Genomic DNA, 26,018 nt, shown 5'->3' with positions numbered 1-26,018 from the left:
CATGATCAACAAGACCTCACTCAGCCCCCTGGTGCTCCTGCTGGTGCTGTGGCTGCCGACCAGCCACGCGCAGGCCCCGCAACCCGTGCCGGAGGTGCCCACCACGCTGTGCGGCGTGGATGGCTGCCGCCAGGGCAACGACCTGCTGCTGCAGGTGCACCCGGCGGCGGATGCGCCGTCCGATCCGACGGCGCCCGGCGCGTTCGTGCCGGCGCCCAATGGCGCCTCGGCCACCGAGCTGCCTGACGGCGCGGTGGTGTGGGCCACCGAAGACCCGGCACTGTCGGCGCCGGTGCTCAACGTGCAGACCGGTTCGATGGCCCCGTTCGAGAACGGACGCCTGACCAAGCCGCTGCGCTTCCATGGCTACAACAACTACGCCTCGTTCATCGAACGGCTGGAAGTGGTGATCTATCGCGGCAGCGACACCGACCTGGTCACGCCGCTGGCGCGCATCGAGATGCCGGTCGACTACGTGGGCAACACCGAATGGGACGGCCAGTTGCCGGAAAACCTGAACCTGCGCGTCGGCGATGACCTGCAGTACATCGCCCGCGCCTATGGCCGCGACGGTTCGTTCGATGAAACCAATGCCCAGCGCTTCCAGCTGGTACTGCCCACCGATTACGAGCGTGGCACCCAGCTGGTCCGCGACAACGTGCAGCGCACCCTGGGCCGGGTACTGGATGGCGACGATGCGCAGGCCCAGCAGCTCAGCAATGCCATCTATGGCCAGAACGCGCTGCGCCAGCAGAACATCCCGATCTACGGCTCGCGGGTGCGCATCTACGGGCGTGGACTGAGCCCCAACGCACGGGTGCTGATCAACGGCCAGAGCTTCCCGGTGGACCTGGAGCAGAAGTTCGCCGCCGAGTTCCTGGAACCAATCGGCCAGCACCGCTACACCGTGCAGGTGGAGGCCATGGATGCGCCAACCCTGACCCGCACGCTGGACGTGGAGGTCACCGGCAGCTACCGGTTCCTGGTGGCACTGGCTGACGTGACGTTGTCGCGCAACACCGCCAGCGGCAACCTCGACCCCCTTGCCGCCGACCGCGACCAGGACGACAGCTTCCTCAGCGAAGGCCGGCTGGCGTTCTACCTGAAGAGCAAGCTGCGCGGCAAATACCTGGTCACCGCGCAGGCCGACACCTACGACCGCGAACTGAAGCGGCTGTTCGACGGCTTCCTGGATGCCGATGCACGCGATGTGTTCCGCCGCCTGGACCCGGACCAGTACTACCCGGTGTATGGCGACGACTCCACCACCTATCGCGACGTCGATACGCAGGGCAAGTTGTACGTACGCGTGGACTGGGACCAGAACCAGGCGCTGTGGGGCAACTTCGCCACCGGCTTCACCGGTACCGAGTACGGCCAATACGTGCGGTCGTTGTACGGCGCGGCGGTGAGCTGGCGCTCGCGCGCGACCACGCCGCTGGGCGATCCGCGTTCGCTGTTGAAGGCGTTCGGTTCCGAAGCGCAGTCCGCGCTGGGGCACAGCGAATTCCTCGGCACCGGCGGCAGCCTGTACTACCTGCGCCACACCGACCTGCTGCCCGGCTCGGAGCAGGTGGTGCTGGAAGTGCGCGACCGCACCACCGGCCGCACCGAGGTGCGCACCAACCTGCAGCGCGGCGTGGATTACGAGATCAACGAAATCCAGGGCCGCCTGTTCCTGACCCGCGCGCTGTCGCAGATCACCCGCGAGAACGTGCGCACGCTGACCCGCGACACCCCGCTGGACGGCTACGACCAGCTGCTGCTGGTGGACTACGAGTACATCCCAGTGGGCTTCAGCACCGACGATGTCAGTGCCGGCCTGCGCGGCAAGCAGTGGCTGGGCGACCATGTGGCGATCGGCGGTACCTACGTCGATGAAAACCGCAGTGGCGACGACTACAGCCTGATGGGCGCCGACCTCACCCTGCAGGCCGGGCGTGGCACGTACCTCAAGCTGGAGCAGACCCGTACCGAAGCCACCGCTGCGCCGATCTTCTATTCGGATAACGGCGGCCTGAGCTTCATCCAGCGCAATCCGGTCAGCGCCGACCGCAAGGGCGATGCCCGCGCGGTGGAAGCGCGCGCCAACCTGCGCGAGCTGGGCTGGACCAGGCAGGACTGGAGCATGGGGGCCTGGTGGCGCGACGTGGATGCCGGTTTCTCGGTCTCGCGCATGGACAGCGGGCTGGCACTGGAAGAGTACGGCGCGGAGTTCCTGGGCTACTTCACCGACAACCTGAGCCTGTACGGCCGGCACAGCCGCGCCGAACGCGGTGAAGTCGCCGTGGAGCAGTCGCAGCTCACGATGGACTGGCGGCTGGGCAACGATGGCCAGCTCGGTGCCGAACTGCGCCGGGTACGCGAGGAAAACGCCGGTACCGATGTGGACGGCACGCTGGCGGCGCTGAGCTACCGGCAGCGCTTCGGTGCCAAGTGGGAGCTGTACGGGGTAGGGCAGCTGACCGTGGATGACGACGGCGGCGCTTACGAGAAGAACGACCTGGCCACGCTGGGTGCACGCTACCTGTTCGGCAACCGCTCCAGCCTCGGCGCGGAGGTGAGCAGTGGCAGCCGCGGCGATGGGGCCAAGCTCGAGGGCGAATACTGGATGACGCCCGAGCACAGCTTCTACGGCAACTACAGCTACAGCACCGACCGCACCACCACCGACCCGCTGTACGACACCGGGCTGCAGTCGGGCTGGACGCTGGGCCAGCGCTGGCGCCTGAGCAACCAGGTCAACGTGTTCAACGAAAGCCAGTACCTGAAGGACCGCCGCGACGACAGCGCCGGGCTGGTGCACACCTTCGGCATGGACTTCTACCCGGCACAAGGCTGGACGCTGGGCTTCAGCGTGATGGATGGCGAGCTGGACGCCACCACCGGGCGGGTCGACCGCCGCGCGTACAGCGTCAACGGCGGCCGTACCGATGCCAACACGCAGTGGACCAGCAAGCTGGAATACCGCCGCGATGAAGGCGCCGAAGACCGCCGCCAGTGGGTGACCACCAACCGGCTGCTGTACAAGATCAACGAAGACTGGCGCATCGCGTTGCGCGCCAACTACGCCGACACCGACGACAGGCGCAACCCGCTGGCCGACGCCAAGCTGGTGGAATCCAACCTGGGCTTCGCCTGGCGCCCGCACGACAACACACGCTGGGCGGCGTTCGGCAAGTACACCTATCTCTATGACGTGGCGTCGCTGGGCCAGGTGGGGGGCAACGTGTACGACCAGAAGTCGCAGATCGTCTCGTTCGAGGGCGTGATGCAGGTCAGCGACCGCTGGGAGGTGGCCGGCAAGCTGGCCGGGCGCTGGGGCGATTACCGCACCGGGCGCGGCGAGGGCGAGTGGCTGGACAGCCGGGTCAACTTCTCGGCCCTGCAGCTGCGCTACCGGTTGTTCGCGCAGTGGGAAGCCATGGGCGAGTACCGCTGGCTGGATGTGCGCGAGGGCGGCGACAAGAAAGGCTGGCTGGTGGGCGTGGACCGCCAGGTGGGCCAGAACTTCAAGATCGGGGCGGGGTACAACTTCACCGAGTTCAGTGATGACCTGACCGAGCTGCGGTATGAGGCGAAGGGGTTCTTCTTGAATTTGTCTGGCTATTATTGAGCCCCGGAGCACCGCTTTTGGGCGGCCGTTCAGGCGTTCGGGGACGGCAGCGCTGAATGCATGGCAACGTTTTCATCCTGAATGGGTGTCTTTTGGTGGGATTGTCCCGCCCAAAACGACGTGGTGATGACGTTTTTGAGCGTATGTCCTTGATTATCAAGTGGATAGGCTCAACAGCCACCCACTCGCCACTGTCACCATTTCGCGGTACGTTAGGGGCCTGAACTTCGTCAGCGTTTCACCCACGGAACGCTGGAACTTTTTGAACCGTCAGCAGTCCAAATACGGGACTGATAAGATGACCCCTATGAGCCAGAACATGTCTACTGCCCTTGTGGCAAACAATCTTCCGATTCCCAGTGCGCTCGGTTCGCTGGACGCCTACATCGGCGCCGTGCACCAGATCCCGGTGCTGACGGTCGATGACGAGCAGGACCTGGCCCGCCGCTTCCGCGACGAGCAGGACCTGGACGCCGCGCGCGAGCTGGTCCATTCCCACCTGCGTTTCGTGGTGCACGTGGCCCGTGGCTACAATGGCTACGGCCTGCAGCTGGGCGACCTGATCCAGGAAGGCAACATCGGCCTGATGAAGGCGGTGAAGCGCTTCGACCCGGACATGGGCGTTCGCCTGGTGTCGTTCGCGGTGCACTGGATCCGTGCCGAAATGCACGAGTTCATCCTGAAGAACTGGCGCATCGTCAAGGTCGCCACCACCAAGGCGCAGCGCAAGCTGTTCTTCAACCTGCGCAAGTCCAAGACCCGCCTGGGCTGGTTGAATGCGGCAGAAGTCACCGCCGTCGCCAAGGATCTCAACGTGTCCGAACGCGAAGTGCTGGAAATGGAATCGCGCCTGTCCGGTCGCGACATTGGTTTCGATGCGCCCAGCGATGACGACAACGAGCATGCGCCGCCGTCGCCGGCTGCGTTCCTGGTCGCCAACGACGAAGATCCGTCGATGGCCTATGAGCGTGCCGACAGCGAAGACAACCAGCTGCAGCTGCTGCGCGAAGGCCTGGCCGAGCTCGACGCCCGCTCGCGCGACATCATCCGTCGCCGCTGGCTGGACGCCGACAGCAAGGTCACGCTGCAGGAACTGGCTGATGAGTACGGCGTGTCCGCCGAACGCATCCGCCAGGTCGAGGCGAACGCGCTGAAGAAGATGAAGGCGCTGTTCACCGCATAACGCGGCGTCCAACGCAGTACACAGAAAACCCGGCAGCGCCGGGTTTTTTGTTGGGTGGATTACGCGTTCTCGCGCGCGATCGCGCGCCAGCCGATGTCGTTGCGGTGGAACTCGTGGTCCCACGACACCTTCGCCACGCCGGCATACGCATTTGCCTGCGCATCGCCCACGCTGTCGCCCAATGCGGCCACGCACAGCACGCGGCCGCCGGCGCTGAGCACGTGGCCCTGTGCATCCAGCGTGGTGCCGGCGTGGAACACCTTGGCCGTAGACGGCACCTGGTCGAGTCCGTGGATGACGTCACCGGTGATCGGCGCCTCCGGGTACGGCGAGGCCGCCATCACCACGCCCAGGGAAGGACGCGGATCCCACTGTGCCTGCACCGCATCCAGGCGTGCATCGATCGCCGCTTCCACCAGCTCCACCAGGTCCGACTGCAGGCGCAGCATCACCGGCTGGGTTTCCGGATCGCCGAAGCGCACGTTGAACTCGATCACCTTCGGCGCGCCGCTGGCATCGATCATCAGCCCGGCATAGAGGAAGCCGGTGAACGGGATGCCGTCGGCAATCATGCCCTGCACGGTGGGATTCACCACCTCGCGCATCACCCGTGCATGCACTTCATCGGTGACCACTGGCGCGGGCGAGTAGGCGCCCATGCCGCCGGTGTTCGGGCCGGTATCGCCATCGCCCACGCGCTTGTGGTCCTGCGAGGTGGCCATCGGCAGTGCCGTGGTGCCATCGACCATCGAGATGAAACTGGCTTCCTCGCCATCGAGGAACTCCTCGATCACCACGCGCGCGCCGGCATCGCCGAACGCATTGCCCGACAGCATGTCGCGCACCGCGTCTTCGGCTTCGGCCTGCGTCATCGCCACGATGACGCCCTTGCCCGCAGCCAGGCCATCGGCCTTGACCACGATCGGTGCGCCCTTCTCGCGGATGTAGGCCAGCGCCGCATCCACCTCGGTGTGCACGGCATAGAACGCGGTGGGGATGTTGTGCCGGGCCAGGAAATCCTTGGCGTAGGCCTTGCTGCCCTCCAGCTGGGCGGCCGCAGCGGTGGGCCCGAAGATGCGGTGGCCAGCAGCGCGGAACCGGTCCACCACGCCAGCCACCAGCGGCACTTCCGGGCCGACCACGGTCAGCTCGACGCCTTCGGCCTGCACCAGCGCCAGCAGCCCGTCCAGGTCGGTGACCTTGACCGGCACGTTGCGGCAGCCGGCCTCGGTGGCGGTGCCGGCATTGCCTGGCGCAACCAGCACCTCGGTGACACGGGACGACTGGGCCAGCTTCCAGGCCAGGGCATGTTCACGGCCGCCGGAGCCGATGACGAGGATCTTCATTGAGGTGTTCCTGGAGGTAACAGTAAGAATGTAGGGGTTTAAGCGGTCAGTCCGAATTGACGGCTGAGCCGAGGCGCTTGGCTTCGGCGTGCAACTGCTGCACGTCGACCTCGGCCTCGCGCTCTGATGTGATCCTGTCCGCTGCGCGGCGCTCCGCGTCGAATGCCGCGTAGCGCTCCGCGATGATCAATTCCATCTGCTGATTTGAGATGCGGCCCGAACCGTTGAGTACAGCGCGTTCATTGAAGTTGAGGAAACGGTCGGTCTGCGTGATCCAGTCGTCCATCCGCATTTCGATGCGACGCTCGGCACGGTCTTCTGCGAAGTCGAGGAACATGGTGACCAGCCGGTTCAGCTGATCGAGTTCCGCCTGCACCAGGTAGTTCTTAGACACGACCGCATCGGACTTGCGGGGCTTGTCGCCCGACCAGTTCGTCAGGCCCATATGCGCCACGTCGGGATTGGCACGCTCGACAATAAGCTGCGCAGCGGTGCTGCCGGTAACGGCGTAGACAAGTTTGTTCTGGATGGTCGCGAAGAACGTCCTGGCGGTTGCTGCCGTGCCGTCGTAATCGCTGCTGCTGGCTTTGAACAGATCACGCAGCGTCTGGTAGAACCTCTTCTCCGAACTGCGGATGTCGCGGATGCGGCGCAGCAGCTCTTTGAAGTAGTCCGCGCGCTCGGCGTCCTTGAGCCGCTCGTCGTTGAGCAGGAAGCCTTTGACGAGGTACTGAGACAGGGCTTCTGCTGCCCAGCGACGAAACTGCGCCCCCCGTGGTGACCGCACGCGGAAACCAACGGCCATGATCAGCTCAAGCTGGTAGGTCTTTACCGTGCGGCGCACCTCGCGGCTCCCTTCCCGGCGAACTTGTAAGTAATCCTTACACGTTGCCGACTCCTCAATCTCACCGTCATCGTAGACTGATTGGATGTGCTGGGTGATGTTCTGAGGGGTGGTCTGAAACAACTGGGCCATTTCAGCCTGTGTCAGCCAAACCGTCCCGTCCGCGGCGCGCAGATGAACTTCCGTCCGACCGTCATCGGTGCGGTACAGAATCAGCTCGCCATGGTTGTCGGTCATGCGATCACCTCCAGCTTCGGTCCAAACCTGCCGGCGGGCGCCGACGCGTGGTCGGCCCCACCTTACGCTGAACAATCAGTGGCGGAAGTGACGCACGCCGGTAAACACCATCGCCACGCCGTGCTCGTCGGCCGCGGCAATCACTTCCGCGTCGCGCATCGAACCACCCGGCTGGATCACCGCCTTGATCCCGGCGGCCGCGGCAGCGTCGATGCCGTCGCGGAACGGGAAGAACGCGTCGGACGCCATCACCGAACCTTCGACCACCAGGTTCGCGTCGGCCGCCTTGATGCCGGCGATGCGGGCCGAGTACACGCGGCTCATCTGGCCGGCGCCGACACCGATGGTGCGGTTGTCCTTGGCGTAGACGATCGCGTTGGACTTCACGAACTTGGCCACGCTCCAGGCGAACAGCAGGTCGGTGAACTGCTTCTCGGTGGGTGCCAGTTTGCTGACCACGGTCAGCTCGTCACGGCGCATGCCACGGTTGTCCGCGCTCTGCACCAGCAGGCCCGAACCAATGCGCTTGGTGTCGTAGTTATTGCGGCCTTCGCCGTGCGGAATGCGCAGCACGCGCACGTTCGCCTTCTTCGTGGCGTACTCCAGCGCGGCCGGCTCGTAATCCGGGGCGATCAGCACTTCCACGAACTGGCGGTCCAGGATCACCTTGGCGGTGGCGGCGTCCAACGGCTTGTTGAAGGCGATGATGCCGCCGAAGGCGCTGGTCGGGTCGGTGGCGTAGGCCAGTTCGTAGGCATCGCCGTTGCCGGCGCCCACGGCCACGCCGCACGGGTTGGCGTGCTTGACGATCACGCAGGCCGGCGCGTCGAACTGGCGCACGCACTCCCATGCGGCATCGGCATCGGCCAGGTTGTTGTAGCTCAGTTCCTTGCCCTGCAACTGCTGGAACGTGGCCAGCGTGCCGGCCACCGGCGACAGGTCGCGGTAGAACGCGCCGGCCTGGTGCGGGTTCTCGCCGTAGCGCAGGTCCATGACCTTCACGAAGCTGGAATTCATCTGCGCCGGGAACTCGGTGCGCAGCGGCACGGCCGCATCGGTGGCGGTCACCGCCGACAGGTAGTTGCTGATCGCCGCGTCGTACTGCGCGACGCGGTTGAACGCGGCCACCGACAGTGCGAAGCGCTTGGCGGCCGACAGCTTGCCATCATTGGCATCCAGTTCGGCCAGCAGCTCGGCGTACTGCGACGGATCGGTGGCCACCGCAACACGGGCGAAGTTCTTGGCCGCCGAACGCAGCATGGCCGGGCCGCCGATATCGATGTTTTCCACTGCATCGGCCAGCGTGCAGTCCGCATCGGCGGTGACGCGCTCGAACGGATACAGGTTCAGCACCAGCAGGTCGATCGCGGCGATGCCATGTTCGGCCATCACCGCCTCATCCTGGCCGGCGCGGCCCAGCAGGCCACCGTGCACCAGCGGGTGCAGGGTCTTGACCCGGCCATCCATCATTTCCGGGAAGCCGGTGACATCGGCCACGTCCTTGACCGGCAGGCCGGCGTCGCGGATTGCCTTGGCGGTTCCACCAGTGGAGAGCAGCTCGACGTTGCGCGCAGCGAGGGCGCGGGCCAGGTCGATCAGACCGGTCTTGTCGGAAACGGAAAGCAGGGCCCGGCGCACGGGCAGCAGATCGGAACTCATGGGGGCAGGAGATCGAAGCGGAGCGGGCCCATATTGTAGGCCGTCCCGCACCCCCACCGGGGCATCAGGTGGCGATGCCGTACTCTTTCAGCTTCTTGCGCAGGGTGGCGCGGTGGATGCCCAGCATCGACGCCGCACGGCTCTGGTTGCCTTCGCAGTGGTTGAGGACTTCCACGAACAGCGGGATTTCCATTTCACGCAGGACGATCTCGTACACGTCATCCGCATCGCAGCCGTCCAGGTCGCGCAGGTAACGCCGGACCGACTGGGCGACGTGTTCGCGCAGCGGCGGCTTCGGCGCGCCACGACTATTGTCAGGACGAGAAAGGACAGCGTTCAAGAAGGATCCCGGTGCGAAGCCAGGGCGGACCACAACCCTGGCGGAAAATTTGGAGGGGGTCAGTCTAGCGCGTGCGTGGCCAGGCCGCCACGCTCGTTGGCAGGACGCCGGGTTACAGGAACTCGAAGGTGAATGCGACGGTGGACGCCGCGGGTTCGCGGACCCGGAACGCAATCTGCGCGCTCTGGCCCGGTTCCAGTACGGACGCGGCATCGGCCGTAGGGTCCAGGTAGTCGCGCGGCGCGAACACGCGGGTACCGATCACGCGGCCATCGGCGTCGGACAGCGACAGCCGCAGCGATGGCCACGCCTGTGCCCAGCGGGCATCGTTGCGGAAGCTGGCCTGCACCTGCAGCGCGCCCGGCTGACCCGGCACCGGCCGCACATCGCGGCTGATCATGCTGAAGGCGGCCGGTTCCTGCCAGGCCGGCAGGCTGCAGCGCAGCACGCTGCACAGCCCCGCTATCCACGGCCGGCTGCCGGCATCGGCGGCCAGGCGCGCGCGGTCGGCAACGGCGATCTGCAGCGACAGCAGCACGACCAGGCCGCCCACCAGCGCCCACTGCCAACGCGGCGTGGGCGGCGCGCGTTCGGGTGCGCGCATGAAACTGGGCGCGGGCGAGGCAGCAACGTTGGGCTCGATGGCCTCGACCACTGCGACCGGAGCGGGGTCGGTGTCCGCTTCGGTCTGCTCGATGTCCTCCACGTACGCCTCGGCAACACCGGGATTGTCCTCGTTGTTGTCCACCTCGCTGTCCGGGGCGACCTCGTCGACCGCCTCGGGCGTGGGCTCGGTGGACGCACGCAGGAACGTGGCCAGGGGACGTCGCGGTGGCGGGGTCGGTTCGGTCATCGCGTCATTCAAGCACGGCGCACGCCGGTGATGCGCATCCAGTCGTCGTCGCGTGCGACTTCAAGCTGTTCGAACCAGGCCGCGTAACGCACCACCAGTTCGTCTTCCTGGCCGTGCAGGATGCCCGACAGCGCAATGCGGCCGCCCGGCGCCACGCGCGTGGCCAGCACTTCGGCCAGCGCATCGAGCGCCGAGGCCAGGATGTTGGCCACCACCACCGGGTAGGTGGCCTGCGGTTCGTCGGCCGGCAGGTACACCTGCATGCGGTCCTGCAGCGCGTTGCGCTCGGCGTTGTCGCCCGTGGCGAGTACCGCCTGCGGGTCGTTGTCCACGCCCACCGCCCTGGCCGCGCCAAGCTTGAGCGCGGCCAGCGCCAGGATGCCCGAGCCACAGCCGAAATCCAGCACGGTCTGCCCGGCCAGCGCGCCTTCGGTGGCCAGCCCATCCAGCCAGCGCAGGCACAGCGCGGTGGTCGGGTGGGTACCCGAACCAAACGCCAGGCCCGGGTCCAGCCGCACCACGGCGGCATCGGCGGCCTGGGCGGCTTCGGGCAATTCGTGGTTCCACGGCACTATCCAGGTGCGGTCGCCGAACGCCATCGGCTGGAACTGGTCCAGCCAGGCGCGTTCCCAATCCTCGTCCTGCACCGCGCGGAAGCTCGTAGTGCTCCATTCCAGGCCCGGGTCGAAGGCCTCCAGTGCGGCCAGCAGCGCCAGCGCATTGGTATCGGCGGGGAACAGGGCGCTCAGCACCAGGTCGTTCCACAACGGGGTTTCGCCCACGCCCGGTTCCAGGATGGCGCGCTCGTTGCTCGTATCGGCATCGGCGTCGAGCAGGGTCACCGCCAGCGCGCCCACGTCGTCCAGCGCATTTTCATAGCGCGGCTGGGTGGCTTCGGTGCAGTGGAGGGTGAGTTCCAGGAACGGCATGGGCGGTAAGGACCTGCGGAAAACGGTGAATGCTAGACGATTGCGGGCGGTCACGGCGGCGCCCGTCTCATAAGTCGGTGAGAAGCGACGCGATGGCGCGTTAAGACAACAGGTTACGCCATTGCTAAACTCCGCATCCTGCTGCCTGACTCTATCGAACCGGTTCCGCTGAATGGCCCTCGCGCCCACGCTCAAAACCTGGCTGCTGGTGGTACCGGCCCTGGCATTGCTGGGGGTGGTGGGCTACCGCGCGGGCGGTCGTGCGCTGCAGGCCGACCATGCACCGGCGGCAGTGAGTGAACTGCAGGTCGGGGCGGGTTCGGCCGCGCCGCTGCAGGCACAGCAGCTGGCCCGCCAGTTGCTGGCCAATGAGCGCAGCACCGCAGTGCCGTCGGGTCTGCCGCTGGACATCCGCGCCGATATCGAAGGCGACACCGACCTGTTCGCCTATGCCCAGCGCCTGCGCCTGCAGGCCGCCAATGGCAATGCCGAAGCGGGCTGGATGGTCAGCCGGGTGTACGACTACTGCGCCATCTATGCGATGGACCCGGGTGGTTACCAGCTCGACAACAACGTGCTCACCGGGCTGGGCATGAACGCATCTTCGCCGATGGTGCAGGCGCGCGAGCGCGTGGCGCGGCGCTGCGCCGGTTTCGTTTCCAGCGACGGCCTGGGCCGTTCGTTGATTGTTTCCCAGCGGGTGCTGGCCGCACGCGCCGGCAACCTGGCCGCCGAAGCGGCGCTGTTCGCCGACGGCCAGCCGCTCAAGGACAGCCCCGAATATCGCCGCGACCTGGTGGAGCGGGTGATGGACTCGCGCGATCCCGAGGCGTACATGGCCATTTCCACCGCCATGGGCCAGCGCGCCAGCGGGGATGGCGCGCTGCAGGGCCTGGTGGCGGGCGACCAGTTCAGCGAACTGGCCTGGCGGCTGGCCGCGTGCGAACTGGGCATGGCGTGCGGGCCAGACAGTGTGTTGATGAACAATTTCTGCGCGAACGGAGGGATCTGTTCGCAGGACGGTGGGCAGGACTTCGCCACTTTCGTGTATGACGCTGCGGTTTCGCGGCAAGGTGCGGGGAAAATGAAAACGTTGGTTGAGCAGTTGATCAAGCGGAGCAAACGGTCATGAATTATCGTCGATTCGTGCATGGCGCCAAATTCTGGTTCTGGGTGGCGTTGTTCGTGGCGTATTCGGCCGGTGCCGTTGGCCTGGTGATGATCGACACCTACGATGACCGCTATCGGAAGTTGTCGAAGGTGACCCTGACCTCGGTGAAGGCGCAGGAAGACGTGCGCCGCGCCGGTGCCAGCCAGGTGGCCGCGGTGTACCGCGCGCAGAGCGGCATGCCGTTCGCCTCGTTGCCGGCGGGCAGCACCTTCCAGGTGGTCTGGCCGGACGGCTCGACCGAAACCATGGTGATCGTCGACCCGACCTCGTCGCTGGGCGTGGCGCCGGTCAAGGACACCCAGATCACGGCAGCCGACACCCGCCGTTGATGCAGGCGCCTGGCACCCTGGCGCCGGGCCTGCCGCATCTGGTGATCCTGCCGGGGCTGGATGCCACCGGTACGCAGCACGCGGCGTTCTGCGCCGCCCTGCACGCACAGGGCATCGCCACCACCGTCATTGCCTATCCGGTCGACCGCGCGCTCGATTACGCCGCGCTCGACGCGTTCGTGCGGCAGGCGCTGCCAACCACCCTCCCTTATGTGCTGCTGGGTGAGTCGTTCTCCGGCCCGCTGGCGCTGGCCATTGCCGCGCAACCCCCGCCGCTGCTGCGCGGATTGATCCTTTCAACCACCTTCGCGCGTTCGCCGTGGCGCTCACTGCGCGCGGTGCAGTCGCTGCTGTACCGCGCACCGGTGCGGCTGCTGCCGATGCCGTTGCTGTCCTGGTGGCTGTTGGGGCGCTGGAGCACGCCCGCGCTGCGCAATGCGCTGGCGTCGGCCTTGGCGAAGGTGGACGACACCGTGCTGCGCACGCGCGCGGTGGCCGCCATCGGGGTGGATCGCAGCATCCATGCCGCGCGGCTCGGCGTGCCGACCATGTGCCTGCACGCGCGCAACGACCGGCTGCTGCCGGGCTACTGCCAGCGGCACCTTTCCCGCGTCCTGGCAGCCCCGGTCGTGCGCTGGATGGAGGGTCCGCACCTGTTGCTGCAGGCGCGTCCGCAGGCTGCTGCCGATGAAGTCAGCCGGTTCCTGAAGACGCTGGCCTGAGTCGCGCTTCATCGATCAATTGCGTCTATCGCAGACGCGATCCCGGTAGGGAACTTCGCTTGGACAGGACGGCGCGGCTTCGATCTCATCGGGCTCGCCATTCTCACTGGGTCCCCCATGCCAACCACCGCAGCCGACCATCGGCATGCCGCCGGTCGCTTCCATGCCCGCGCCCCCGTCAGCGCCGTTTCGCCCCGCCCGCTGGACACCACCGTTATCCGCCGGGTGGAGACGCCCGTGCAAGGCCTGGCGGCACTGCTGATGGTGACGAACGCAGCGGCCATGCCGATCGCGACGTCGCGACCCTCTGTGGTGCGCGAAGGTGCGCCATTGACGCCAGATTGTATTCCGGTGCCCATCTCGCCCAGCCTGCCCGGCGTTCTGCATGGTGTGGCCGGGTTGCTGCGCAGCCCGGTGACGGAGGTGTTCACCGATGCGCGCACCACCTGGGAGCGCCACCGGGGCGTGCGCTGCGCGCCGCCCTTGAGCACCGGCGTGCGTGCCCTGCTGCAGGTAGGCGATGCAGTGAGCACCATCGCCGAGACCGCGCTGCTGGGCGCTCGTGGCGTGTTCGGCATGCAGGAGGTGGCTGCCGTACTCGACCTCGGCGCTGACGCGCTGGAACGCCGCCCGCTGGACCGCGCCGAGCTGGCCAACGTGGTGATGGCGCTGGATGGCGTGCGGGGGATCGAGTCCGGCGCGGCGGTGGTGCGCGAGGCGGATGAAGGGCGGGTGGGCGCGGCACAGGGCTCCGGCGAGGGCGAAACGTCGCACGTTGAACCGCTGCGCCGGGGCATGGCGATCAGTCAAAGTACCGCCGAACTCCACGACGGACACATCCAGGTACGTTTCGAGGGCGCCGATCGCGCGCTGTCCATCAGCGAGGGCGGGCTGCAGGTGCGGACCGACACCGGCAACGTTCCCGTGCGGTTCGATACGGCAACGTGGGGCTGGGTACGTGCCCCGGCCGTGCAGGCGGTGGTACCCCGGGTCACACGCGCAGACAGTTCCATCCCGCTGTTCGACGACGTGGCATTGCAGGTCGCCGGGCAGGCGCCCCTGGACCACGTACGCCTGCGCCTGGATCTGATGGGGCCGGACGGCATCCTCTATTACCAGAACCTCGCCGGCGATCGCGCGGGCAATGCCGTGTGCGTTGATGGCCGTTACTATCCCGCAACGCTGGATGATTCGCTGGGCCTGCGTATCGGCCACCTGGAACTGGTCAAGCGCGACGGCATCTATCAGCTGCGCGAGGCCGCACCACGACCGGTGCGCACGCTGCGCTGCCGGCGGGCACCGGGCGAGGCCTGTGCCACGCTGGCACCCGAATTCTCGGCGGAACTATCGGCCACGCTCCAGACGCACCACGGGCAGGCGCTCAACGCTCATCAGGCGCGGCGGCGCGGGATCGTCGCCGATGTGAGCCGGCCGGGCTGGTACATGAGCCGCCAGGGCAACCGCCTGCGCCACTACCTGCAGTTCAACGAGCGCTACTTCCGGGTACGCCTGCGCCAGGTGGACGAACACACCCAGCGCATTTCGGTGTACCTGCCGCGCGGCGCCGGAGCCGGCCGCCTGCACCGCCGTGGTCACCCGGCCCAGCACATCGTCGACATGCGCCAGGCCATTCCGGCACAGGAGCACCGCTTCATGACCCAGGCCGAGTTCAACGTGGAATATCGCGGCATGCCCAGCCTGGAAGCGGCGCAGGTGTATGAAAGTGCGGTGGCGCAGAACGCGCGGCTGCGGTTGAGCCAGCTGCAGCGCGCCGCCCTCCGCAGCTACCTCACCTGGCGGCGCCGCTCCATGGACGATTTCCTGCAGTACGGCAGCCTGCAGCCGGTGTTCCGCGATTCGGAGCAGGCGGTGGCGCGCATCAACCGCGCCCTGGCGCGCATTCCGCCGCATGCCGGCCGGGTGTACACCGCGTTGGCGCTGGATGCCGCGCAGTTTGCCGGCCTGCAGGAAGGGCAGACGCTGTACAGCCGCACGTTCCTGGTGGCCAGCGGCGACCGCGGGCGTGCCGTGCATGCCGCCGCTGCAGCCAGCAGCAACAGCGTGCAGGGGGCCACCATCCTGGTGACCCTCGCCATGCGCCAGCATGCCCATCCCACCGGGCTGCTCTCGCTGCAGGACGAAGCGCAGGTGATGATCGGCAACAACGTTCTTTTCAAGGTCGTCGCCAAGGCACCCGGTGAGCTGCACCTGGAAGAACTGGGCGCGGGACGGCAGGCCATGGGGACCCTCGGCGCCCAACCCCTGCTGGCCATCCCCTTGCGGGATTGAAAAACGCGGAAAGCAGAAAGGCGGGCAATGCCCGCCTTTCCGTTCAACCCACCACCAGCAGGATCAGGTCAATGCAATCGACTTGTTCTTGCGCTCGGCCAGGCGCTTCTCCAGGTAGTGGATGTTCTGCCCACCGGCCTGGAAGCCCTTGTCACGCATGATGCGCTGCTGCAGCGCCACGTTGGTCTTGATTCCGTCCACCACCATCTCGCTCAGCGCCACGCGCATGCGCGCGATGGCGGTTTCACGATCCGGCCCGTGCACGATCAGCTTGCCGATCATCGAGTCGTAGTTCGACGGCACGCGGTAGCCGGCGTAGATGTGCGTATCCACGCGTACACCCGGACCACCCGGGGGGTGGAACGCGGTGATCTGGCCCGGGCTCGGCACGAAGGTTTCGGCATCTTCGGCGTTGATGCGGCATTCGATCGCATGGCCGGTGAGCACCACATCGCTCTGCTTGATGCTGAGCTTGTGGCCGGCGGCGATCTTCAGCTGCTCCACCACCAGGTCGATACCGGTCACCATTTCGGTTACCGGGTGCTCTACCTGGATGCGGGTGTTCATTTCGATGAAGTAGAAGCGGCCGTCTTCGTAGAGGAACTCGAAGGTGCCCGCGCCGCGGTAACCGATGCGCACGCACGCTTCGGTGCAGACCTTGCCGATCTCTTCGCGCTGTTCGGCGCTGATGCCCGGTGCCGGCGCTTCTTCCACCACCTTCTGGTGGCGGCGCTGCATGGAACAGTCGCGTTCACCCAGGTGGATGGCGTTGCCCTGGCCATCGGCCAGCACCTGGATTTCCACGTGGCGCGGATTCTCCAGGAACTTCTCCATGTAGACCTCGCCATTGCCGAACGCGGCCTTGGCCTCGCTCTTGGTGGTTTCAATGGAGGTCTTCAGCGAGGCCTCGGCATGCACCACGCGCATGCCGCGCCCGCCGCCGCCACCGGCCGCCTTGATGATGACCGGGTAGCCGATCTCACGGGCGATCTTGGTGTTGGCCACGATGTCTTCGCCCAGCGGGCCGCCCGAACCGGGCACGCACGGCACGCCGGCGGCCTTCATCGCGCGGATCGCTTCGACCTTGTCACCCATCATGCGGATAGTGTCGGCCTTGGGGCCGATGAAGATGAAGCCGGATTCTTCCACGCGCTCGGCGAAGTCAGCGTTCTCCGACAGGAAGCCGTAACCCGGGTGGATGGCCTGGGCATCGGTGACTTCCGCCGCGGCGATCAGTGCCGGAATGTTGAGGTAGCTCTGCGGCGACGGCGCCGGACCAATGCAGACCGACTCGTCGGCCATGGCCACGTGCTTGAGGTTGCGGTCGACCGTGGAATGCACGGCCACCGTGCGGATGCCCAGGGTATGGCACGCGCGCAGGATGCGCAGCGCGATCTCCCCTCGGTTGGCAATAACGACTTTGTCGAGCATGGACGGATCCTTAGCCGATCACGAACAGCGGCTGGTCAAATTCGACCGGAAGGCCGTTTTCAGCCAGGATGGCCACGATGGTGCCGGAAGCATCGGCTTCGATCGGGTTGAACATCTTCATCGCTTCGATGATCGCCAGCGTTTCGCCAGCCTTGACCTGCTGGCCGATGGTGACGAAGGCCGGCTTGTCCGGTGCGGACGAGGTGTAGAACGTGCCGACCATCGGCGAGCGCAGCACGTGGCCGTCCGGCAGCGCCGGGCCCGGCTTGGCGGTACCGCCGGTGGAGGCTTCGGTCGGCGACTGCATCGGCATCGCCTGGGCGGCCGGCTGGGCCGGGGCCGGGGCCATCATCATCTGCGGCTGGGCCTGCACCATGCCGTAACCCGACACCGGGGCGCGCGACAGGCGGACGGATTCTTCGCCTTCCTTGATTTCGATTTCGGCGAGGTTCGACTCTTCCAACAGGTCGATCAGCTTCTTGATTTTGCGGAGATCCATAGGGGCCTCTGGTGTTTGATGTCAGTGTGGTGGGAAGCGCGGAGCGCTCGGGTCAATGGGGTGTCAGGCGGCGGCCAGCCGCACCAGCGCCGCGTCCATCGCGTAGCGGTAGCTGTCGGCGCCAAAGCCGCAGATCACGCCGACCGCCTTGTCGCTGAAGTAGCTGTGCTGGCGGAACGGTTCGCGGGCGTGCGGGTTGGACAGGTGGATCTCGATGAACGGCACATCCACCGCCGCCAGCGCATCGCGCAGGGCGACCGAGGTGTGGGTGAACGCGGCCGGATTGATCAGGATGAAGGTGGTACCGTCGGTACGGGCAGCCTGTACCCGGTCCACCAGCACGTGCTCGGCGTTGGACTGCAGGCTTTCCACCACGTGCCCGGCGCCCTGCGCCTGGGCCAGCAGGGCCTGGTCGATCTGCGCCAGCGTGGTGTGCCCATACACGCCCGGCTCGCGCGTACCGAGCAGGTTGAGGTTGGGGCCATGCAGGACCAGCAGTTTCGCCATGGGTGCCGAGGAATAGGAAAGGGCGGAGTCTGGCGGAACCGGTGGATCGTGTCCAGTTCGGCGAAGTTACGCGCGTTTCAATCGTGTGTTTGAATTTGCGGCACACCGCTTGGCGCGCAGGGGATGTCGCATCTCGACCGCCGCTGAACCGTGCGCTATGGTCGGCTGAAACCCGAGGAGAGCCACCCATGCAACGGAGTGCAGTGCTGGTGTTGTGCCTGATGGCTGCCGGTGCAGCCCACGCCCGCCCGCCGGAGCCGGTGGAGCTGCTCAAGTCGGTGCCGCCCACCTGCGTGGCGGAGCGGTTCGGCCGGGTCACTGTAGAGCTGGGCAGCAAGGAGCCCAACCAGCGCACCGGCATGAACCCCTCGCCGGTGAGCTACAGGAAGGCGTTCGCAAAGCTGCAGAAGGAAGCCGGCGAGCTCGGCGGGCATGCCGTGGTACTGCGCGGCCATCAGGCCGATTTCTATGCCAAGAACGCCCGCCCCGTTCGCCTGCCGACGTTTCTCCAGCTGAGCGGGGACGTGGTCAACCTCAAACCGGACCTGGAGGGCTGCCGTATCGTCGCCCTGGATGCGGAGCAGTTCGCGCAGGATGCATTGGAGCGCGAGGGCGAGAAGGTGACGCTGCACAATACGACCGTCTACTGACGGTCGTTTCGACTGCGGCAGGTTCAGCTGGCGACAGGTCGCGCGGCCGGATCCAGCGCCGCCATCCACGCTTCCGCGTCCGCGCCTGCGGCAATGCGCATCGGTGCGGCAGGGTCGGTTACTGCGCGCCATACGGCGTCGGCGACGTCCGATGCGTGGGTAATCGGCCCGCTGCTGTCGCGGAAGCTGGCAATCACGCCGGCCACCAACGGGCCATACGCTGGGTGGTCCACGCCGCCCAGATGGATGCCTGCATTCGCGCCGAACCGGGTGGTGGGCGAGCGACCGGGCAGCACCAACCGCACCCGCACGCCGAACGGCTCCACCTCGAGGGCAAGCGATTCGGTGAAGGCATTCACTGCGGCCTTGCTGGCGGTGTACACGCCTACGAGCGGCAGCGCCTTGATGGTCACCGTGGAGGTCACGTTGACGATCACGCCCGCGCCGCGTTCGCGCAGTTGCGGCAGCACCGCCTGGGTGACGGCCAGCGTGCCCAGCGTGTTGGTGTCGAACAACGCCCGCGCGGTTTCCATGGGGGTCAGCTCGACTGGAACCGGGGCGCCGAAGCCGGCGTTGTTGACCAGCGCATCAATGGGCCCGGCTTGCGCAACCGCAGCGGCGATGCTGTCCGGATCGGTGACATCCAGTGCCAGCACGCGCAGGCGGTCCGAGGCGGGCAGCAGGTCGGCCTGCGGCGTGCGCATGGTCGCCACTACATTCCAGCCCCGGGCCAGGAACAGCTGGGCCGTCTCCAGGCCAAAGCCGGAGGAACAGCCGGTGATCATCACAGTCGACATCGTTGAACCTTCATCGAAGAACGAGGGACCATGGTCGGACGACGGCGCAGGACGCGCTACACTCCAACGTCCATATTTCCTCACCGAGCGTCCTGTCGTGACCGATCCCCTGTCCGAGGTCGTCACCCTGCTGCAGCCCACCGCGCGCTTCTCCAAGCGGGTGGAAGGCTCCGGCCATTGGCGCATCCGCCGCGAAGGGCAGGGCGATCCGTTCTACGCAGCGGTGCTGGAAGGCACGTGCGAGTTCTCGATTGATGGGCGGCCACCGCTCACCCTGCTGGCGGGGGATTTCGTACTGGTACCCGCCGTGCAGATGCTGGAGAACGCCAGCGCCGGTGCACCGCAGGACATCGAGCCCAGCATTCCCACCCGCATTGGCGAAGATCATTTCCGGATCGGCAACCTGGACGGCCCGGTAAACCTGCGGGTGCAGCTCGGCCACTGCAGCTTCGCCTCGCCCGACGCCGCGCTGCTGGTCTCGCTGCTGCCCGACCTGGTCCATGTGCGCGGCGAGGAGCGGCTGGCCACGTTGGTGCAGATGGTGGGCGAGGAGGCACGCGCGCGCCGGCCGGCGCGCGAGGTAGTGCTGGAGCGCCTGCTGGAGGTGCTGCTGATCGAAGCGCTGCGCAGCCGCTCAGGCCCGGCAGAAGGCGCAGGCCTGGTGCGCGGACTGGCCGACGAGCGCCTTGCTGCTGCACTGCGTGCGGTGCATGCGCGACCCGCGCACGCGTGGAGCGTAGTGACGCTGGCTGCCGAAGCAGTGCTGTCGCGCTCGGCGTTCTCGGCCCGCTTCACCAAGGTGGTGGGCATGGCCCCCATGGAATACCTGCTGACCTGGCGCATGGCGCTGGCGAAGCGGCTGTTGCGTGATCGTGAGTTGGGCCTTCAACAGGTAGCGGAGCGCGTGGGCTACGCGAGCGCGGTGACGTTCGGTGTGGCATTTGCCAGGCATACTGGCGTGTCACCCGCGCGCTATGCGCGTGGCGATGGGCATGCAGTTCTCGTACGCTAGTGCGGCATGCTGCTGGATTGCGGATCGTTCTAGTGTGAATGAGTAGTTGTGGTGCCTGCATGGGGGAAAAAATGGAATCCTGGTTCTCGACAGCAACACGCATTCCCTCGCTCAGGGCGGAAATCTGCTTTCTGCTCAAAGAGAGCCTTTACTACGGTCCTGATCGCGTTACCGACATTGCCGATTTCGAGAGGCTGTCAGAACCGCTGACTCTTCCAGAAATTCCGCGTGTGGTAACCCAGCTGGTACGTACCACTGAGGCAATCGGCAATGAGCAGGAGCTTGCCGCCTACTACGCGCAGGTGATTGGTGCAGCACAGCGCCATGGCCTGGCGTTCAATTCCATACGGCACCACTTCTGGTTGCGCCTCTGGCTTTGGAACGAGGAGCGCGGCGTGCGCGTCGAGTTTCCCTGGTACGACAGTTTCCAGGAGATCGATTGCTACCTGGCGGCGTTGGTGGACACCGAGTCAGGGCTCGTGGACAGCGATATGGATCAGGGCTGGCAGTCAGACACTTCTGTCCAAGACGACGCATTGTTCCTCCGCCAGTGCGATCCTGACAGCGATGAGACGCACGTGTGCATCTCGGTCCCGCGCGACGAACTCGTTCAGCAGGTGAGAGCGCTACGCGAGCGTACCCGGCAGATCATTTCCCAGCTGACAGGCGTGATCGGAGTAGATGTGTGGACGAGGTACGTTGTTGATGAGCCCGAATTCCGAATGCGGTCCGGGTAAGTGCGGAAATAGGCCCTGCCTCCCGTTGGGCGCCGTCTGGCGGCGCACAACGGGAGACAGGCGCTGACGTGGAGAATTGCGTTATTGAGCCGCCGGCTTGCTCTTGCCGCTCCACGATTTGCTGATGATCATCCACTTGCCGTCGATCTTCGCCAGCGCGAGGTAGTCCACGCCATCCCAGCGCGGATAGTCGAGCATCACCTTCACCTGCGCGCCGGTTTCGGTTACGTCCAGGATCTCGTAACGGCGGTGGCGCTTGTCCTCGTCGTCTGCGGGTTTGCCGGGGAAGCCCTTGGCCCACTCTTCGGCGCTTATCTGGGACAGGGCCTTGGTGACGGGCGAATAGCCCACCACCACGCCATCCTTGTTCAGCACCTGCAGGATCAACGTCGGGTCGCCGGCTTCGAAGCCGCGCATCATGGTCTGCATGACCTGGTCGACCGCCTCACGGTCTGTGGTCTGCGCCATGGTCGTTTTCCCCTGCATCCGCAGGACCTCGACCACGGCTTCGGCCACGGGCTTCGCGGAGGCGTAGTTCTGGCCCGTGACCACGCGGCCGTCGGTCTGGATGTAGGGCGCCTCGCTGTCGATGGCACTGAACAGGCCGCCGCGCGCTTTGACGGTCTGGCCCATCAGGAACGGGAACTGCTGGAAGTAGGCGGCGTCCTGCTGCTCATGCTGCTCGGGGAACCCGGTGACGCGCTTGCCGGCCAGCAGGTTCTGGCCGCCGGCCAGGGTGAGGTTCACGATGCCGGCCGTGCCGTGGCAGACCGCCGACACCACCCCCCCGTTGCGCTCATACACGTGCAGGGCGATGCGCTGCAGGGCGGTGTTCTCCGGCACGCCGTACATGGCATTGCTGCCACCGACGTAGTACACGGCACGGTAGCGGGCGGGATCGATCTGGGCCGGGGTGGCGGTGTTGCGCAGGCCGGTCATGATGCGTGCGTCCTCCAGGCGTGCTTCCACCTCGTCGCCGACGTAGGCGTCCAGGATCGGCACTTCGCCGCCGTCGGGCGAGACGAAGTCCACGGCATAGCCGGCGGCATGGAACGTATCCCAGGCGTGCACGACCTCGCCGAAGCTGACGCTGGCGGGCAGGGTGGAGGTCCCGTGGACCTTGCTGCTGGACACGATGAACAGGACGCGCTGTTGATCGGCGCCGCGCGGTTCGGAGGACGCGTCGGCCAGGCAGACCCCGCCGGTGAGGTTGCAGAACAGCAGGAGCAGCAGGGAGAGGAGGTAGCGGGACGTGGGCATGAGCGGTGGCTCGCAGGGAGGAGCCGCTACGCTAGCCAATCGCTTTCAGATCAATATCTTGAAACCATTTCCCGGAGTACTGGAATCCATTTCAGGAGACGGTTGCGGCCGCGCGGAACGCCGCCGGCGTGATCCCCTCGTGCTTCTTGAAGGCGCTGTGGAAGGTGGACATCGACTGGAAGCCGGCCTGTTCGGCCACCAGCTCCAGCGGCTTGGCCGGCAGCTGGCGCAGCAGTGCCTTGGCTTCAAGCACCCGCAGCTGTGCCAGGTACTGCTTGAACGAGGTCTGGTTGTTGTCGTTGAGCAGCTGCGACAGCCGGGTCTGGGGCATGCCCAGCCGGCGGGCCAGCCGGGGCAGGGTCAGGCTGGGGTCCAGGTGCAGCCTCTCCTTCTCCATCAGCGCGGCCAGGGCCTGCAGCTGGGTCGCCGCCTCCGGCGCGGCGATGCGGCGGTCCTGGTAGGGCTCCACCGGGGCCTGGCCGGTGCGCTGGCGCAGGTACACCACCACGCTGAGCGCAAGCACGAAGGTGAAGGACAGCGCACCCACGATGTAGGAGGTGTAGCCGGCGGTGTAGTAAGCGGTCCAGATGATCCATACCCCGACCAGCGCACCGAGCAGCAGCCGGCCGGTGGGGGCGCCCGCCAGCCGGGTGCGATGGCGGTACAGCAGGGCCGTGGTCAACAGCAGGTAGCCCAGCCAGGCGTAGTTGATGCCGGGGGTGAGCACGTGCCGCCACAGCGCCGGATGGCCGGTGTAGGGCAGGAACAGGTTCACCCCGACTGCGAGCACCAGCAGTGCGGTGACATGCCAGCGGTCAAGACGACTCAGCCCCGGTGCATCGCGCTGGCACGCGCGGACCAGGAAGAACAGGCACGGGCCGATGAAGAAGCAGGCGGCCAGGCCGAACTGCAGCACGATGCGCGGAATATCCGGCCAGAAATAGAATGCCACCGATTTGCCGGTGCGCACGCCCACCGCCAGGATCAGCAGCGAGAGCCAGCGCATCGGCGCCTCGCCCCGCGCCCGCCACCACAGGAACGATGCCAGCCCGATGCCATTGAAGGCACCGAGCATGGCAAAGAAGAACAACAGGTGCTGGCTCAGCATGGTCGATCCATCGAATCACTCGGCAGCGCGGAGGCCATTCTGGCATCCGTGCTGCTGCAATGGCACCCATGCGCTGGCCAGGCCCGCTCAGGCCGCCCTGGCGGTGGCCAGGCCCAGCGCCCGCCGCTCGATGCTGGCGGCAAACAGCGGCGTTTCGCGGCCGTTGTGGTCGCCGCCATCGCGCTGGCGTGCTTCGGCCGCTTGCTCGAACGGCGTGCCGTGCTCGGCGATGAAATCCAGGAACGCCTGGGTGGGGTGCGCGACCACGCTGTTGGTGTATTCGCAGGTGTTCTCGTCGATCTTCTTCACGCTCAGCGTCCAGATCACCTGCACGCGGGTGCGGCCGTTGGGCGTGAACGCATCGGAGGTGGACACCATGCGACACAGGCTGGGCGTGGCGATCTCGGCCACGTAGTGCTGCACCATCAGGGTCTTGCCGATCATCTCGACGTTGATCGACATGCGCCGGCCATCGTCGGTGGTGGTGCTTCCGGCGGAGATATGGTCGGGCGGGCAGCACCGCTGGTACTCGGCTTCGGGGAGGTTGAACAGCCAGTCGGCGATGTCCACCTGTTCGATGGGCGCGTTGATGACGGCGCTGTAGGCGGAGGAGGAAAGCTGGCGGTCGGTGATGATGATGTCGGACATGGTGGCGTTCCTGTGGGAAGGGGCTGCAACGGGTGCAGCTCCACTATCCACGCGGGCGTACCGGACCACAGCTATCTCCGGGTATGCGCCCGACCGTCCACCGGTTCGATGGCCTCATACACTGGTATGAGGCCATCCCGCTTCCCGCTTTGCTGATCAGGCGGTGGCGGCAGGTACCGGGGTGTTGAGCAGCTGCTGCTCCCACAGGTAAGCGATGCCGCTGCCGGCGGCGTGCTGCTTGAAGACGTCGGTTACTTCGGCCACGTGCTCCAGGCGCGCCCAGTCGCGCTGCCATTCGCCGGCCAGCGCGATCCAGGTCATCACGTTGGCGCCGGCGGCGATCATGCGCTGGATGGCGACCTGATGCGCTTCCACCGACACCGCACCGCAGGCATCGGTGATGACGGTGACGTCCCAGCCTTCGCCCAGGGCCTGGATGACCGGCATGGCCACGCAGATTTCGGTCCACAGGCCGGCGATGACCAGCTGCCTGCGGCCGGTGGCCTTGACCAGGTCCACCACCTTGCGGTCTTCCCAGGTGTTGATGAAGGTGCGGTCGATCACCTCCTGGCCGGGGAACACATCGGTAATGTGCGGGAAGATCAGGCCGCCGCGTTCGGCGATGACGCTGGTGAGAATGGTGGGCACACCAAACGCCTTGGCAGTCTTGGCCAGCGCGGTGGCGTTGTTCACCACCGCCTGCGGGTCGTGGCTGTTGAGGTTGGCCAGCTGGTAAGGCTGGTGGTCGATGAGCACGAGCACGGAATCTTCGGGGCGAAGCAGTGAGTCAAGGCCGTTACGGAGTGTCATGGAATCATCCTGGGTGGGTTGGGGTAGGGCGAACCCAAACCTTGTCATCGCCGGTTGCACGGCGGTAGCAGCATGCGGCGCCCAGCTGTGTCGCAGAAACCGGAACGCTGAATGGGCGCCCGCTGTGTCAGGCTGTGGGGCGACTCAGGGAGGGCAGGGTGGACATAGAAGATCTGCGGACGTTCGTGGACGTGGCCGACGCGGGTGGTGTGTCACCGGCGGCGCGTCGGCTGGGCGTGGCCAAGTCGATCGTCAGCCGCCGGCTGGCGCGGCTGGAGGCGGAGCTGGGGGTGCAGCTGCTCGCCCGCACCACGCGTGGGGCGGCGCTCACCGAAGCCGGCGCCATGTTCCGCGAGCACGCCGCGCGCGCGTGTGCGGAGATGGATGCGGCCCGGGAAGCGATCCTGCCCACGGGCGAGTTGCGTGGCCGCCTGCGCATTGCCGCGCCGCTGACGTTCGGGCCTACCCATTTCGCGTCGGTGTTTGCCGAACTGGCGCGGCGTCATCCGCAGCTGCATGTGCATGCGGCTTACAGCGACCGCTTCGTGGATATGGTGGCAGAGGGCTTCGATTGCGCCGTGCGCGTGGGTTACCTGCCGGATTCCAACCTGGTCGCGCGCTGCGTGGGACCGCTGTACGGGCGGCTGGTGGCCAGCCCTGACTACGTCAACGCGCACGGGTCACCCGGGACGCCTGACGAGCTCGGGGCGCACGAGGCGCTGATGCAAGGCACCGAGCCGTGGCAGTTCCTGGATGGCGATGCAGTGGTGACCGTGCACCCGCGGGGGCGCTTCAAGGCCGACAACGGAACAGCGCTGCTGGCAGCGGCGCTGTCAGGGCTGGGCATCGCGTGGCTACCCGACGGGCTGACCCGGGAGCATCTGGATTCGGGCGCGCTGGTGCACGTGATGCCGCGCCATCGACCGCCACCGGCCGGGATCTACGTCATCCGGCCGCCGGGCCCGCATCCGTCATTGAAGGTGCGGGCGCTGACCGAGTTGTTGATCGAGTGCTTTGACCAAGCGCCGACGTAGATTGCTT

Annotated in this window: 24 protein-coding genes; 10 read left to right on the top strand and 14 right to left on the bottom strand. The window is 66.5% G+C overall.

Going from position 1 to position 26,018, the window contains the following annotated elements; genetic code table 11:
• The first annotated feature begins 1 nt into the window (after position 1).
• Positions 2–3,616, top strand: coding sequence for a hypothetical protein (locus NMB40_RS16140; RefSeq protein WP_494359082.1), 3,615 nt, complete (start codon positions 2–4; stop codon positions 3,614–3,616).
• A gap of 307 nt (positions 3,617–3,923) precedes the next feature.
• Positions 3,924–4,799: an RNA polymerase sigma factor RpoH gene (rpoH, locus tag NMB40_RS16135; protein ID WP_068854233.1), complete on the top strand. Its 876-nt coding sequence runs from the start codon at positions 3,924–3,926 to the stop codon at positions 4,797–4,799.
• 59 nt (positions 4,800–4,858) lie between these two features.
• Here the strand turns inward: rpoH and purD are convergent, their stop codons facing one another.
• The 6 genes from purD to prmA all read right to left on the bottom strand — a co-directional run bounded on the left by purD (position 4,859) and on the right by prmA (position 11,007).
• Positions 4,859–6,145: a phosphoribosylamine--glycine ligase gene (gene purD / locus NMB40_RS16130; RefSeq protein ID WP_494359081.1), complete on the bottom strand. Its 1,287-nt coding sequence runs from the start codon at positions 6,143–6,145 to the stop codon at positions 4,859–4,861.
• A gap of 46 nt (positions 6,146–6,191) precedes the next feature.
• Entirely contained in the window at positions 6,192–7,226 is a 1,035-nt protein-coding gene (locus NMB40_RS16125; protein ID WP_494359080.1) for a virulence RhuM family protein, read from the bottom strand.
• A 75-nt stretch (positions 7,227–7,301) separates the two neighbouring features.
• On the bottom strand, positions 7,302–8,885 hold the full coding sequence (gene purH / locus NMB40_RS16120) for a bifunctional phosphoribosylaminoimidazolecarboxamide formyltransferase/IMP cyclohydrolase (protein ID WP_494359079.1): 1,584 nt from the start codon (positions 8,883–8,885) through the stop codon (positions 7,302–7,304).
• A gap of 64 nt (positions 8,886–8,949) precedes the next feature.
• Complete coding sequence (gene fis, locus NMB40_RS16115) at positions 8,950–9,225, bottom strand: DNA-binding transcriptional regulator Fis (RefSeq protein ID WP_068854228.1); 276 nt, start codon at positions 9,223–9,225, stop codon at positions 8,950–8,952.
• A gap of 112 nt (positions 9,226–9,337) precedes the next feature.
• Positions 9,338–10,078 carry a DUF3426 domain-containing protein gene (locus NMB40_RS16110; protein WP_494359078.1) on the bottom strand — a complete coding sequence of 247 codons (741 nt, stop codon included), beginning with the start codon at positions 10,076–10,078 and terminating at the stop codon, positions 9,338–9,340.
• A gap of 8 nt (positions 10,079–10,086) precedes the next feature.
• Complete coding sequence (prmA, locus tag NMB40_RS16105) at positions 10,087–11,007, bottom strand: 50S ribosomal protein L11 methyltransferase (protein ID WP_494359077.1); 921 nt, start codon at positions 11,005–11,007, stop codon at positions 10,087–10,089.
• A gap of 172 nt (positions 11,008–11,179) precedes the next feature.
• Here prmA and NMB40_RS16100 point away from each other — a divergent pair, with 172 nt between their 5' ends.
• The 4 genes from NMB40_RS16100 to NMB40_RS16085 all read left to right on the top strand — a co-directional run bounded on the left by NMB40_RS16100 (position 11,180) and on the right by NMB40_RS16085 (position 15,518).
• A complete protein-coding gene (locus NMB40_RS16100; protein ID WP_494359076.1) occupies positions 11,180–12,139 on the top strand; it encodes a hypothetical protein in 960 nt (319 codons plus the stop codon).
• Positions 12,136–12,507 carry a hypothetical protein gene (locus tag NMB40_RS16095; RefSeq protein WP_282246336.1) on the top strand — a complete coding sequence of 124 codons (372 nt, stop codon included), beginning with the start codon at positions 12,136–12,138 and terminating at the stop codon, positions 12,505–12,507. Before NMB40_RS16100 ends, NMB40_RS16095 begins: the two co-directional genes overlap by 4 nt.
• Entirely contained in the window at positions 12,507–13,229 is a 723-nt protein-coding gene (locus NMB40_RS16090; RefSeq protein ID WP_494359075.1) for an alpha/beta fold hydrolase, read from the top strand. The genes NMB40_RS16095 and NMB40_RS16090 overlap by 1 nt, the downstream gene beginning before the upstream one ends.
• 117 nt (positions 13,230–13,346) lie before the next feature.
• Positions 13,347–15,518: a hypothetical protein gene (locus NMB40_RS16085; protein ID WP_494359074.1), complete on the top strand. Its 2,172-nt coding sequence runs from the start codon at positions 13,347–13,349 to the stop codon at positions 15,516–15,518.
• 63 nt (positions 15,519–15,581) lie between these two features.
• Here the strand turns inward: NMB40_RS16085 and accC are convergent, their stop codons facing one another.
• From accC to aroQ, 3 genes are all read right to left on the bottom strand, one after another.
• Positions 15,582–16,949, bottom strand: coding sequence for an acetyl-CoA carboxylase biotin carboxylase subunit (accC, locus tag NMB40_RS16080; protein WP_282246342.1), 1,368 nt, complete (start codon positions 16,947–16,949; stop codon positions 15,582–15,584).
• Positions 16,950–16,959: 10 nt separating this feature from the next.
• Complete coding sequence (accB, locus tag NMB40_RS16075; protein ID WP_093534832.1) at positions 16,960–17,448, bottom strand: acetyl-CoA carboxylase biotin carboxyl carrier protein; 489 nt, start codon at positions 17,446–17,448, stop codon at positions 16,960–16,962.
• Positions 17,449–17,511: 63 nt separating this feature from the next.
• Positions 17,512–17,955 (bottom strand): type II 3-dehydroquinate dehydratase, encoded by a 444-nt coding sequence (gene aroQ, locus NMB40_RS16070; RefSeq protein WP_282246345.1) that lies wholly within the window; start codon positions 17,953–17,955, stop codon positions 17,512–17,514.
• A 188-nt stretch (positions 17,956–18,143) separates the two neighbouring features.
• Here aroQ and NMB40_RS16065 point away from each other — a divergent pair, with 188 nt between their 5' ends.
• Positions 18,144–18,605 (top strand): hypothetical protein, encoded by a 462-nt coding sequence (locus NMB40_RS16065; RefSeq protein WP_494359073.1) that lies wholly within the window; start codon positions 18,144–18,146, stop codon positions 18,603–18,605.
• Between the two features lie 23 nt (positions 18,606–18,628).
• Here the strand turns inward: NMB40_RS16065 and NMB40_RS16060 are convergent, their stop codons facing one another.
• On the bottom strand, positions 18,629–19,402 hold the full coding sequence (locus NMB40_RS16060; RefSeq protein ID WP_494359072.1) for an SDR family oxidoreductase: 774 nt from the start codon (positions 19,400–19,402) through the stop codon (positions 18,629–18,631).
• A 97-nt stretch (positions 19,403–19,499) separates the two neighbouring features.
• Here NMB40_RS16060 and NMB40_RS16055 point away from each other — a divergent pair, with 97 nt between their 5' ends.
• Together NMB40_RS16055 and NMB40_RS16050 are read left to right on the top strand one after the other, a co-directional pair.
• On the top strand, positions 19,500–20,414 hold the full coding sequence (locus NMB40_RS16055; protein ID WP_494359071.1) for an AraC family transcriptional regulator: 915 nt from the start codon (positions 19,500–19,502) through the stop codon (positions 20,412–20,414).
• Positions 20,415–20,485: 71 nt separating this feature from the next.
• Positions 20,486–21,151 (top strand): hypothetical protein, encoded by a 666-nt coding sequence (locus NMB40_RS16050; protein WP_494359070.1) that lies wholly within the window; start codon positions 20,486–20,488, stop codon positions 21,149–21,151.
• An 81-nt stretch (positions 21,152–21,232) separates the two neighbouring features.
• On the opposite strand, the gene NMB40_RS16045 is transcribed toward NMB40_RS16050, so the two are convergent.
• The 4 genes from NMB40_RS16045 to NMB40_RS16030 form a co-directional block, all read right to left on the bottom strand.
• Positions 21,233–22,411, bottom strand: a complete 1,179-nt coding sequence (locus NMB40_RS16045) for a nuclear transport factor 2 family protein (RefSeq protein ID WP_494359069.1) — start codon at positions 22,409–22,411, stop codon at positions 21,233–21,235.
• A gap of 91 nt (positions 22,412–22,502) precedes the next feature.
• A complete protein-coding gene (locus NMB40_RS16040; protein WP_494359068.1) occupies positions 22,503–23,519 on the bottom strand; it encodes an AraC family transcriptional regulator in 1,017 nt (338 codons plus the stop codon).
• Between the two features lie 87 nt (positions 23,520–23,606).
• Entirely contained in the window at positions 23,607–24,167 is a 561-nt protein-coding gene (locus tag NMB40_RS16035; RefSeq protein WP_448143704.1) for a hypothetical protein, read from the bottom strand.
• A 156-nt stretch (positions 24,168–24,323) separates the two neighbouring features.
• Positions 24,324–24,977 carry a hydrolase gene (locus NMB40_RS16030; RefSeq protein WP_494359067.1) on the bottom strand — a complete coding sequence of 218 codons (654 nt, stop codon included), beginning with the start codon at positions 24,975–24,977 and terminating at the stop codon, positions 24,324–24,326.
• Between the two features lie 158 nt (positions 24,978–25,135).
• On the opposite strand from NMB40_RS16030, the gene NMB40_RS16025 reads away from it, so the two are divergent.
• Entirely contained in the window at positions 25,136–26,011 is an 876-nt protein-coding gene (locus NMB40_RS16025) for a LysR family transcriptional regulator (RefSeq protein ID WP_494359066.1), read from the top strand.
• The last annotated feature ends 7 nt before the right edge of the window (positions 26,012–26,018 follow it).

The sequence above is a fragment of the Stenotrophomonas sp. FBCC-B152 genome (assembly GCF_059134105.1).
Note: the sequence above shows the minus strand (reverse complement) of the source record. Positions and strands in the feature narration are given on the sequence as shown.

Coding starts and splice junctions, on each gene's coding strand:
- NMB40_RS16060 (WP_494359072.1), bottom strand. CDS start 19,402: ATGTCGACTGTGATGATCACCGGCTGTTCCTCCGGCTTTGGCCTGGAG.
- NMB40_RS16040 (WP_494359068.1), bottom strand. CDS start 23,519: ATGCTGAGCCAGCACCTGTTGTTCTTCTTTGCCATGCTCGGTGCCTTC.
- NMB40_RS16140 (WP_494359082.1), top strand. CDS start 2: ATGATCAACAAGACCTCACTCAGCCCCCTGGTGCTCCTGCTGGTGCTG.
- accC (WP_282246342.1), bottom strand. CDS start 16,949: ATGCTCGACAAAGTCGTTATTGCCAACCGAGGGGAGATCGCGCTGCGC.
- NMB40_RS16050 (WP_494359070.1), top strand. CDS start 20,486: ATGGAATCCTGGTTCTCGACAGCAACACGCATTCCCTCGCTCAGGGCG.
- NMB40_RS16095 (WP_282246336.1), top strand. CDS start 12,136: ATGAATTATCGTCGATTCGTGCATGGCGCCAAATTCTGGTTCTGGGTG.
- NMB40_RS16110 (WP_494359078.1), bottom strand. CDS start 10,078: ATGACCGAACCGACCCCGCCACCGCGACGTCCCCTGGCCACGTTCCTG.
- purH (WP_494359079.1), bottom strand. CDS start 8,885: ATGAGTTCCGATCTGCTGCCCGTGCGCCGGGCCCTGCTTTCCGTTTCC.
- purD (WP_494359081.1), bottom strand. CDS start 6,145: ATGAAGATCCTCGTCATCGGCTCCGGCGGCCGTGAACATGCCCTGGCC.
- NMB40_RS16065 (WP_494359073.1), top strand. CDS start 18,144: ATGCAACGGAGTGCAGTGCTGGTGTTGTGCCTGATGGCTGCCGGTGCA.
- NMB40_RS16125 (WP_494359080.1), bottom strand. CDS start 7,226: ATGACCGACAACCATGGCGAGCTGATTCTGTACCGCACCGATGACGGT.
- aroQ (WP_282246345.1), bottom strand. CDS start 17,955: ATGGCGAAACTGCTGGTCCTGCATGGCCCCAACCTCAACCTGCTCGGT.
- NMB40_RS16030 (WP_494359067.1), bottom strand. CDS start 24,977: ATGACACTCCGTAACGGCCTTGACTCACTGCTTCGCCCCGAAGATTCC.
- NMB40_RS16085 (WP_494359074.1), top strand. CDS start 13,347: ATGCCAACCACCGCAGCCGACCATCGGCATGCCGCCGGTCGCTTCCAT.
- NMB40_RS16035 (WP_448143704.1), bottom strand. CDS start 24,167: ATGTCCGACATCATCATCACCGACCGCCAGCTTTCCTCCTCCGCCTAC.
- NMB40_RS16045 (WP_494359069.1), bottom strand. CDS start 22,411: ATGCCCACGTCCCGCTACCTCCTCTCCCTGCTGCTCCTGCTGTTCTGC.
- NMB40_RS16100 (WP_494359076.1), top strand. CDS start 11,180: ATGGCCCTCGCGCCCACGCTCAAAACCTGGCTGCTGGTGGTACCGGCC.
- NMB40_RS16090 (WP_494359075.1), top strand. CDS start 12,507: ATGCAGGCGCCTGGCACCCTGGCGCCGGGCCTGCCGCATCTGGTGATC.
- prmA (WP_494359077.1), bottom strand. CDS start 11,007: ATGCCGTTCCTGGAACTCACCCTCCACTGCACCGAAGCCACCCAGCCG.
- rpoH (WP_068854233.1), top strand. CDS start 3,924: ATGAGCCAGAACATGTCTACTGCCCTTGTGGCAAACAATCTTCCGATT.
- accB (WP_093534832.1), bottom strand. CDS start 17,448: ATGGATCTCCGCAAAATCAAGAAGCTGATCGACCTGTTGGAAGAGTCG.